Origin of the sequence: Streptomyces sp. NPDC126497 (assembly GCF_040302425.1) — a bacterium.
GTDB lineage: Bacteria > Actinomycetota > Actinomycetes > Streptomycetales > Streptomycetaceae > Streptomyces.
The window spans coordinates 17,652-27,028 of record NZ_JBEORT010000097.1 but is presented as its reverse complement, the minus strand read 5'-3'; the positions used below and the strand labels follow the sequence as shown (position 1 = coordinate 27,028).

The following is a 9,377-nucleotide window of genomic DNA, read 5'->3' as shown; positions in this document are numbered from 1 at the left end:
CGGCCCTCGACACCCCTTCCCCCCGCGCCCCCTTCCCCGTGACGTGCGGAAGCGGGGCCCCCCCCGGGGCCCCCCCGGGGGCCCCCCGCGGGGGGGCGCTCCCGCGGCCGGGGCGGGGCGCCCCCCCGCGACCGTTCCCGCGCCGAGGCCTTCGCCGCGGCGCACGGCGTGGAGCGGACCCTCGGCTCGTACGCCGAGCTGCTGGCCGACCCCGAGGTCGACGTCGTCTACAACCCGCTCGCCAACGGCCTGCACGGCCCGTGGAACCTGGCGGCGCTGGCGGCCGGCAAGCACGTCCTGAGCGAGAAGCCGTCGGCGAGCAACGCGGCGGAGGCGGAGGAGGTGCGGGAGGCGGCGGCGAAGTCCGGCACCGTCTTCATGGAGGCGTTCCACTACCTCTTCCACCCGCTCACCCGGCGTCTGCACGAGCTGCTGGCCTCCGGTGAGCTGGGCGAACTCCGTCACGCGGAGGCCATGGTGGCGATCCCCGCCCCGGAGGCCGGCGACCCCCGCTGGTCGTTGCCGCTGGCCGGCGGCGCCCTGATGGACCTGGGCTGCTACGCCCTGCACGCGCTGCGCGTGCTCGCCCCCTGGGCGGGCGGCGCACCGCGCCCGCTGTCCGCGCGGGCCGGTGAACGGCAGGGCGCTCCCGGCGTGGACGAGTGGCTGGACGCCGACCTGGAGTTCCCGTCCGGCGCGACGGGCAGCGCCCGCTGCCACATGGCGTACGGGCGGCTGGAGATGAGCATCCGCCTCGTCGGCAGCCGGGGCGAGGCGACGGCCCCGAACTTCGTGCTCCCGCAACTGGACGACCGTGTCGTGATCCGCACTCCGGAGGGCGAACGCACGGAGCACCTCGGCACCCGGTCGTCGTACACGTACCAGCTGGAGGCGTTCGCCGCCCGCGTGCGCGCGGGCGCGGCGCTCCCGCTGGACGCGGACGACGCGGTGGCGACCATGCGGTTGATCGACGCGTGCTACGGGGCCGCGGGGCTCGCCCCGCGGCCCCGCAGCACGGTCTGACTGCAGCTTGTGGACGACCCGCTCGACGTTCGCATCGGTGATCTTCCGCGGGACACCGGACCGCGGCTCGTCGGACAGGCCGTCCAGGCCCCGCTCCAGGAAGCGCCGCCGCCAGGTGCGGACCTTGTCCGGAGAGGCACCCAGCCGGCGCGACACCTCCGTGATCGCGTCTCCCTCGGCGCGCTCCAGCACGATCCGCGACCTCTGGGCCAGCGCCTGCGCCGTCGAGCGACGACGCACCCAGCCCTCCAGCACGGCCCGCTGGGCATCGGCCACCGACAACGACGGAAGCTTCGGACCCGGACGACTCATGCCGAACCAACGACGAATCTCCGGCTCAGGTCACTAGCAGGTGGAAGCCGTGTCGATCCGGATGCCGGTCACGGTGTACGCGGACGAGAAGTAGATCTCATGGCCCGGCGAGAGACAGACGTACTGGGTCGCTCCGGTGCTGTTGACGGTGTAGCGGAGGTAGGCCCGATCGTCGTTGCGGGTGTTCAGCACCCAGTTGGAGCCGCGGCTGTAGGTGCCGAGACTCTGGTAGGAGGTGGTGACGTCCCGGTAGGCGGCCGAGGGCGCCGAGTTCCTCCAGTCGCTGTCGGTGAGGTAGAAGCAGACTCGGGGGTACTCGCAGTTCTTGTACGCCGCAGTGGTCGCCGAAGCGGCCGGGGCCATGGTCAGCGCGGCGGAGGCGAGCGCGAGCGCGCCGGCGACGACGACTCGTTTCATGGTTTCTCCAGGGTGATCGGTACGGGCGGGCACGGTCTGCTCCGCCTGGTGGATGTTCTGCGAGGTGGTGCACCGCTTGGCTCAACCGAAGCGGTACTGAGCGTTGCCCTCCGCCGTGCCCCTTGGACGGCGTCGGACAGTGACTGCACCGCCCGGCACCGTATCCGCAGCATGCCGGGCTGTCGGCCCACTCAGCAGTCGGACGGGCCACATCACCAGGACCGACCGGCGAGGATCCGGACCCGATGACGCCGAGGTCAGCGACAGTGAGGGAACGGGGCGGGAATTCGAACCGCGCCAGTCGGTCGTACTCCCGTTCAGGACGGGTCGAGCCGGATCGAGTTGTAGGGCGTCAGGTCGATGTCCCAGTAGGCCCACGAGGACAGCTTGCTCGTGCAGTTGGTTCCGTCGCTGTTGATGCACAGCCGGGTCGTGGCACCGCCGGTCTGGTTGTTGAACCACCGGTGGACCCCGTACTCGTCGTACAGCTTGTACACGCCGTAGTCGTAGTACCGGTGCTCCGGACTTCCGCCGTTCCAGCCGGCGTACGAGTACAGGCACACGTAGCCCAGGTTGCAGCCCTGGTAGTTGGACTGCTGGGCGCTGACCTGACCCGCCTGCGCCGTGGTACCGGTGGCAAGGACGGCACCGGCCACAAAAGCGGCCACGGTGACATTCCTGGTGATTTTGCCCATGGTGCTCCTTTCTCGGTATTCGTGCATTGCGAACACGCTGCGGTCAGACCCTGGCAGCCCTTGAGCGGTCAACGTCCCACCGTGTACGCGCCCAGTTCGTCCGATGCTCCAGCTCATGGGGTTTGCGCTGTGGATGTGACAGCACATGCGCATCGCTGGATCTGATCCGCTCGAGGCGCACATGCTCGGCGAGTGCTTCACGTGACTTCACTGTGCGCGCCAGCGGTGCAGCCGGAGCGCATGCCGAGTGCAGTCCTGGTGCAGTTCGGGTGCAGCCCAGCCGGGCGCGCGTCCGCCGGTGTCCGTACGAGGCTGGATATACGTCTGGCGGTGCATGTCTTGCCTACGGCACGGTTGACACGAAAGGCTGGACAGCGGGCGGCACGTATGTGAAACGGCGGGCTGCGCGGGGAATCTGGGGAGTCGCGTGGAGTTCCGTGTGCTCGGCCCGGTGGAGGTCTGGCGGCAGGGACAGAGGCTGCCGCCCTTCGCGCAGAAACCGACCTCACTTCTTGTGGCAGGACTGGTGGACGCCGGCCAGGTCGTAACGGTGGAGCGCCTGGTCGACGCCGTGTGGGGCGAGGACCCCCCGGCCACCGCGGCCAAACTGGTGCAGAGTTACGTCGCGAGGCTGCGCCGGGTCCTGCACCAGCCGGGCACCCCGGAAATCATCGTCACCCGCCCGCGCGGCTACCTCTTCCAGCCGCAGAAGGCGCACTTCGACCTGCACCAGTTCCTGGCGCTGCTGGAGCGCGGCCGTGCACAGGCAGGAAAGGGTGAGCACACAGCCGCCGCAGAGACGCTCGCGGCGAGCCTTGACCTGTGGCGTGGTCCGGCGCTCGGCAGCCCGACGACCCCGGTCCTCCAGGTGGAGGCGGCCCGGTTGGAGGAGCTGCGGCTGAATGCGCTCGAGCAGATGCTCAGGGCGCGGCTGGAGGCGGGAGGCGGGGCCGAGCTGGTCGGCGAACTGACCCGTTTGGTGGCCGCGCATCCACTGCGCGAGCAGCTGCGCGGTCTGTTGATGAGGGCCCTGGACCGCTGTGGGCGCCGGGCGGATGCGTTGCGCGCGTACCGGGACGGCCATCGGCTCTTGCGCACCGAGCTGGGGATCGAGCCGAGCCGCGAGCTGAAGGACTTGCACGCTCGGCTGCTCGCCGCAGACGGTCCGGCCGCCGACGGAACCGACGGAGCAGGGCAGCGTGCCCACCCGCTGCGGCAGCTGCCGGTTACGAACCGGAGGATACCGCCGCCTGCGCAGTTGCCGAGCGCGCCAAACCATCTGACCGGCCGCGGTGTCGAGGCGGGCCGGCTGGCCCGGGCGCTGCTCGATGCCGATAGCCCGGGGCGGGTCTGTGCCATCCACGGCATGGCGGGGGTGGGCAAGACGGCACTCGCCCTGCAGGTGGCACACCAGGTGGCGACGGTGTTTCCGGACGGACAGCTGTACGCCAACCTGAGCGGCGCCGACCCCGGTCAGGCAGCCGATCCGGGCGAGGTGATCGCGGGATTTCTCCGCGCATTGGGTGTACGCCCCCGGCGGATACCCGCCGCACTGCCCGAACGCACCGCGTACTACCGCACCCTCTTGTCCCGCCGACGCGTTCTGGTCGTCCTGGACGACGCCGCCGGCGACCGCCAGGCACAACCGCTGCTGCCGGGCAGTGGTAGCGGAAGCGGTGTGATCGTCACCGGCCGTCACCCTCTGCCGGGCCTGAACCCACATGTGCGCATCGGGCTGGACGTGCTCGATCCGGACAGCGCCGTCGAACTTCTCGCCCGACTGGTCGGCGCCGACCGAGTAGCGGCCGAGCCCGCGGCGGCCGCTGAGATCACCCGGCTGTCCGGCTCTCTCCCCCTCGCCCTACGGATCGTGGGATCACGCCTGAGCATGCGCAGCAGATGGCCACTGCGGTCGCTGGCCGACCGGCTGCGCAGCGAACATCACCGCTTGGACGAGATGGCCTACGGGGATTTGGACGTACGCGCCTCGATCACGATCAGCTATCAGGCGCTGTCCGGTCCCGAACGCCGCGCGTTGCGCCTGCTGGGGATGACCAACGCACTCGACTTCGCGCCCTGGATCGTCGCCCCGCTCCTGGACGTCGGTGTGCCAAAGGCGCAGCAGCTGGTCGAACGACTGGCCGACGTTCATCTGCTGGAGCCGTTAGGGGCAGACGGTACTGGCCAGGTCCGCTATCGCTTCCACGATTTGGTGCAGCTGTACGCACGGGAGCGGGCGGAGCACGAGGAGTCCATGGGGGACCGCCGAGAAGCGGCCGGCCGACTGCTTCGCACCTGGCTGGCGCTCATCGGCCGGGCCAGCACCCTTGAACCCACCGGCATCGTCCACCTCACGCCTGGAGCCGACACCGCCGACAGTCCCGCCCCGACCGTCGCTGCGACGCTGCTGCATCATCCTCGGGCGTGGCTGGAGGCCGAGCACGCGTCACTGGTGGCCGGAGTCGGCTTGGCCTGCCGTCTCGGCCTGGACAAAGAGGCATGCGCCCTCACGTCAGCGCTCGTCCAGGCGTCCTTCCGGGTCAACAACCAATTCGATCAGTGGTGGCGCACCCACGAGACGGCACTCACGACCGCGAAGAACGCGGGAAACCTGCACGGTGAGGCAGTGCTGCTCGTCGGCTTGGGGCAACTGCGTTACGAGCAGGACCGGTTCGCCGACGCGAACCACTACTTCCGCGAGGCACTGGCCACCTTCCGGCGTCTGGGAGACATCGCCGGCCAGGCGACGGCCTTGTCCGGGATCGCGGTGGCCAGCCGCGAGCAGGGCCACTTCGCCGAGGCCATGGCCTGCCTGGAACAGGCACTCCCCCGATTCCGTCGGCTCCACGACGCAGTGGGAGTGGCCCAGGTCTGCTACGACATCGGCTTCATCCACCGCGAGCAGGGACGCTTCGACGAAGCGACGGACCACCTGCACACGGCGCTGGAGATCTACCGGTCCCTCGGCAGCCGACGCGGACAGGCTCTGACCCTACGGTCACTCGGGCTGGTCCACCGCGCCGGCGGCGACCTCACTGCTGCAGAAGAAACATGCTCCGCAGCACTGCGCCTCCTGCAGGAGACCGACGACCAGCTGATGGTGGCCTATGCCGTCCAAGCCCTGGCCAAGGCGCACTTCCGCCAACGACCCGGTACCGCGCAGGCACCCGCGCTCCTCGACGCACTGCGCGTGTGCCAGAAGCTCGACGACAGCTTCGGCGAAGCACTCATGCTGCGCACACTCGGCGAGCTCTACCTGTCCGCAGGCGCCCTGGGGAAGGCCGCAGCCTACCTCGAGCAGGCACTGGACCGATGGACACAGCTCAGCCTCCCAGTATTCCGCGCACGCACCCTGCGCGATCAAGCCCTCCTCCACGAAAAGCTCGGTGACTCGATCACCGCCCATGCCCTGCGCCAAGAAGCACTGGAAACATTTCAGCTCTACGGCACCCGAGAGCGCACAGAAATCCGCACGACCAACACAGGCACCCGCCAGACCACAGAAAGCCACTGAACCTCTTTCATCCTGAATAGCCGCAGGTCAGTAGTACGTGGATGGCTTGAACGGCGCAGCTGATGCGGCGAGTGGAGGAGCGTGCTCTGCGCATGATGTGCCAGGACTTGAGCCGGGCGAAGGCGCGTTCGCCGGGGCTCTCAGATCGCATTCATGATCTCGCGCAGCTCGTGCTCGGGCGGCCGCCCGAACGCCAGGGCCCGGCGGCGGCGCTCGCACCGCCAGGCCGCCAGGACCGGCTCGACCAGCTCCCAGCGGGCATCGGACAGGTCACTCGGATACGCACGACGTTCGCTCATGACCTGGACGTACCGCCGGCAGGTGAGTGCGCCCAGGCGCGCGTTCTGCCTCGTGGAAGCACGCGGCTCAATCAGGCGCCCTGGAATGAAACAGGCACGAACCGCCTCCGGCCCCACCCGTCACCTCATCCAGTCCTTGAACCCCACTCGGAACGGCAGCCTCATCAGCACCGCACCAGCCCACCGCAGAAAAGCGGCGATGACAACGCATGACAGATGAAAACGACCTCTGGGAGCCGCCTGACCGTGGGCGGTCACCGGTACAGCGCGGGTTTCTCCACCAGGTCCACCCGCACCCGGCCGCCCTCCTCCAGCGCCCGCACCCCCGCCTCGCACACGGCCGCCGCGGCGTAGCCGTCCCAGGTGCCGGGGCCGGTGACCTCGCCGCGACGGGTGGCGTCGACCCAGGCCCGGATCTCGTCGTCGTAGGCCTGGGCGAAGCGTTCGGTCCAGTCCTGGGGGATGGTGCCGCCCCAGCGGCCGGCCGTGTGGGTGACCAGGGCGTGGCCGTCGCCGATGCGGGCGGTGCCGCGTTCGCAGACCGCTTCGGCCTGCACCTGATAGCCGAAGCCGCAGTTGACGAAGATCTCGACGTCGCTGAGCGCGCCGCCGTCGGTCTCCAGGACGACGAACTGCGGGTCGTGCAGGCCGTCGGGGGCGCCGGAGGAGGGGGCGGGGCGCAGGACCGTGACGGCGGTGATCTCGTGGCCGAGGAGCCAGCGGGTGGCGTCCACCTCGTGGGCCACGGAGTCGCTGATGAGCATCGCGCTGGTGAAGAAGGGCGGGCTGGCCACGTTGCGGTGCCGGTTGTGCAGCATCAGCGGGCGGCCCAGCCGTCCGCTCCCCAGCAGGGCTTTCAGGCGCACGTACTCGGTGTCGTAGCGGCGCATGAAGCCGACCTGGACGCGACGGTGGCCGAGTGCCTGTTCGGCCTCCATGACGCGCAGGGCGGAGGCCGCGTCGGGGGTGAGCGGCTTCTCGCACAGGACGGGCAGGTCGTGCTCGAGCGCGGCGAGCAGCGCGGCCTCGTGGGCCGGCCCGGAGGAGGCGATGAGCACGGCGTCGACGCCGGCCGCCGCCATCGCGGCGGCCGGGTCGGTGTGGACGGTGCAGCCCTCGACGCCGGCGGCGACGGCCTCGGCCCGGTCGGCGTCGACGTCCGCGACGGCGGCGACCCGCGCGCCGCTGACGACCCGGTCGATACGGCGTACGTGGTCGGCGCCCATGCGGCCGGTGCCGATGACGGCGATGCCGAGCGGTTCGCGCCGGTTCATCTCTCGCCTCCCCCTCGGGTGGTCAGGCGCCGCAGGAACGGAGGAACCTGCGGGTGCGGACGGCGATCGGCAGCGGCTTGTCCGGCTCGCAGGGGTACATGTCCTGCTCGACGATGGCGAACAGGTCCACGCCCAGTTCCTGCGCGGCCGTGAGGACCGGGCCCAGCTCGGGGACGCCGGCGGGCGGTTCGCACATCACCCCGCGCTGCACGGCCGGCCCGAACGGGACCTCGTTCTCGACGACGTCGGCGAGGATCTCCGGGTCGACCTGCTTGAGGTGGAGGTAGCCGATGCGCTCGCCGTAGGTCTCGATCAGCTTGACGCTGTCGCCGCCGCAGTAGGCGTAGTGGCCGGTGTCCAGGCAGAGGTTGACCAGGCGGGAGTCGGTCGAGTCGAGGAAGCGCTCGACGTGCTCCTCGGTGTCGATGTGGGTGTCGGCGTGCGGGTGGACGACGATGTCCAGGCCGTACGCGTCCCGCACCTCGCGGCCGAGGCGTTCCATGCCCTTGGTGAGGTGGCCCCACTGCTCGGTGGTGAGCTCCGGGGGCTCCAGGATCTCGGCGGTCTTGTCGTCGCGCCAGAAGGACGGGATGACGACGAGGTGCTTCGCGCCCATGTCCCGGGTGAGCGCGGCGACCCGGCCGACCTGCTCCCAGGTGGCGTCCCATGCGGCCGGGCCGCGGTGCAGGCCGCAGAAGATGGTGCCGGCGGAGACCTTGAGGCCGCGCTTGCCCACCTCGTCGCCGAGGCGGGCCGGGTCGGTGGGGAGGTAGCCGTAGGGGCCGAGTTCGATCCAGGAGTAGCCGGCCTCGGCGACCTCGTCGAGGAAGCGCTGCCAGGGCACCTGCCGCGGGTCGTCGGGGAACCAGACGCCCCAGGAGTCGGGGGCGGAACCGACCCGGATGCGGTCGAGCGCGACTGCCATGTCAGGACTTTCCTTCCGGGGTTGCGGCCGCGGGGGCCTGGAGGTCGCCCTCCTCGGGGAGTTCCTCGGTGTCGACGCCGCCGACCTGTGCCAGCTCGTGCTTGAGGGCGGCCAGTTCGGCGCCGCCGGCCATGTGGTTGGTCAGTTCTTCGAGGCCGACCTCGCTGCGGGGGGCGGAGAGCTCCATGGTGCCCAGGCGCAGCACGCTGAAGTGGTCGCCGACCATGTAGGCGTGGTGCGGGTTGTGGGTGATGAAGATGACGCCGAGGCCGCGGTCGCGGGCCATCGCGACGTACTTCAGGACCACGCCGGACTGCTTGACGCCGAGGGCGGCGGTCGGCTCGTCGAGGATGAGGACGCGGGCGCCGAAGTGGACGGCGCGGGCGATGGCGACGCACTGGCGCTGGCCACCGGAGAGGGTGCCGATGGGCTGTTCCAGGTCGTCCAGGACGATGCCCATGTTGCGCAGTTCCTCGTCGGCCGTCCGTTTCATCCGGTCGATGTCGAGGCGGCGGACGGGCCAGGGCCCCTTGGTCATCTCGGAGCCGAGGAAGAAGTTGCGCCACACCGGCATCAGGGGGACGACCGCGAGGTCCTGGTAGACGGTGGCGATGCCCTTGTCGAGGGCCTCGCGCGGGGTGGAGAAGCGCACCGGCTCGCCGTCGACGAGGAACTCGCCCTCGGTGTGCTGGTGCAGCCCCGAGATGATCTTGATGAGGGTGGACTTGCCGGCGCCGTTGTCGCCGAGGACGCAGGTCACCTCGGAGGGGCGCACGGTGAGGTCGACGCCGTGCAGGGCGCGGACGTTGCCGTAGGACTTGCCGGCGCCGCGGAGTTCGACCAGGGGGCGGTCGCCGTCGGCGGGGGTGTCATCGAGGACGGCACCGTGGGTGCCGGTGGTCTTGTCGGTCATCGCGG

At 70.4% G+C, this 9,377-nt stretch carries 6 protein-coding genes and 4 pseudogenes; 2 read left to right on the top strand and 8 right to left on the bottom strand.

The window, feature by feature from the left end; genetic code table 11:
• Positions 1 to 126 precede the first annotated feature (126 nt).
• Positions 127 to 1,023: pseudogene (locus ABTY20_RS29010) on the top strand (Gfo/Idh/MocA family protein); the annotation flags it as partial.
• Positions 1,024 to 1,065: 42 nt separating this feature from the next.
• On the opposite strand, the pseudogene ABTY20_RS29005 reads toward ABTY20_RS29010, so the two are convergent.
• The 3 genes and pseudogenes from ABTY20_RS29005 to ABTY20_RS28995 form a co-directional block, all read right to left on the bottom strand.
• Positions 1,066 to 1,335 (bottom strand): annotated as a pseudogene (locus ABTY20_RS29005) (helix-turn-helix domain-containing protein); the annotation flags it as partial.
• A 33-nt stretch (positions 1,336 to 1,368) separates the two neighbouring features.
• Positions 1,369 to 1,752, bottom strand: coding sequence for a hypothetical protein (locus ABTY20_RS29000; protein ID WP_352000045.1), 384 nt, complete (start codon positions 1,750 to 1,752; stop codon positions 1,369 to 1,371).
• 317 nt (positions 1,753 to 2,069) lie between these two features.
• Entirely contained in the window at positions 2,070 to 2,420 is a 351-nt protein-coding gene (locus tag ABTY20_RS28995) for a hypothetical protein (protein WP_352000044.1), read from the bottom strand.
• Positions 2,421 to 2,874: 454 nt separating this feature from the next.
• On the opposite strand from ABTY20_RS28995, the gene ABTY20_RS28990 reads away from it, so the two are divergent.
• The gene (locus tag ABTY20_RS28990) at positions 2,875 to 5,961 is read left to right on the top strand and encodes an AfsR/SARP family transcriptional regulator (RefSeq protein WP_352000042.1); all 3,087 of its coding nucleotides are present in this window, start codon (positions 2,875 to 2,877) and stop codon (positions 5,959 to 5,961) included.
• A gap of 7 nt (positions 5,962 to 5,968) precedes the next feature.
• On the opposite strand, the pseudogene ABTY20_RS28985 reads toward ABTY20_RS28990, so the two are convergent.
• From ABTY20_RS28985 to ABTY20_RS28965, 5 genes and pseudogenes are all read right to left on the bottom strand, one after another.
• Positions 5,969 to 6,109, bottom strand: a pseudogene (locus ABTY20_RS28985) (IS5/IS1182 family transposase); the annotation flags it as partial.
• Positions 6,105 to 6,260 (bottom strand): annotated as a pseudogene (locus tag ABTY20_RS28980) (IS5 family transposase); the annotation flags it as partial. The pseudogenes ABTY20_RS28980 and ABTY20_RS28985, both read right to left, overlap by 5 nt.
• Positions 6,261 to 6,514: 254 nt before the next feature.
• Positions 6,515 to 7,534, bottom strand: coding sequence for a Gfo/Idh/MocA family protein (locus ABTY20_RS28975; RefSeq protein ID WP_352000041.1), 1,020 nt, complete (start codon positions 7,532 to 7,534; stop codon positions 6,515 to 6,517).
• Positions 7,535 to 7,556: 22 nt separating this feature from the next.
• Positions 7,557 to 8,459, bottom strand: a complete 903-nt coding sequence (locus tag ABTY20_RS28970; protein WP_352000039.1) for a sugar phosphate isomerase/epimerase family protein — start codon at positions 8,457 to 8,459, stop codon at positions 7,557 to 7,559.
• Between the two features lies 1 nt (position 8,460).
• Positions 8,461 to 9,372, bottom strand: a complete 912-nt coding sequence (locus ABTY20_RS28965; RefSeq protein WP_352000037.1) for an ATP-binding cassette domain-containing protein — start codon at positions 9,370 to 9,372, stop codon at positions 8,461 to 8,463.
• Positions 9,373 to 9,377: the final 5 nt, after the last annotated feature.

Coding starts and splice junctions, on each gene's coding strand:
- ABTY20_RS29000 (WP_352000045.1), bottom strand. CDS start 1,752: ATGAAACGAGTCGTCGTCGCCGGCGCGCTCGCGCTCGCCTCCGCCGCG.
- ABTY20_RS28970 (WP_352000039.1), bottom strand. CDS start 8,459: ATGGCAGTCGCGCTCGACCGCATCCGGGTCGGTTCCGCCCCCGACTCC.
- ABTY20_RS28965 (WP_352000037.1), bottom strand. CDS start 9,372: ATGACCGACAAGACCACCGGCACCCACGGTGCCGTCCTCGATGACACC.
- ABTY20_RS28975 (WP_352000041.1), bottom strand. CDS start 7,534: ATGAACCGGCGCGAACCGCTCGGCATCGCCGTCATCGGCACCGGCCGC.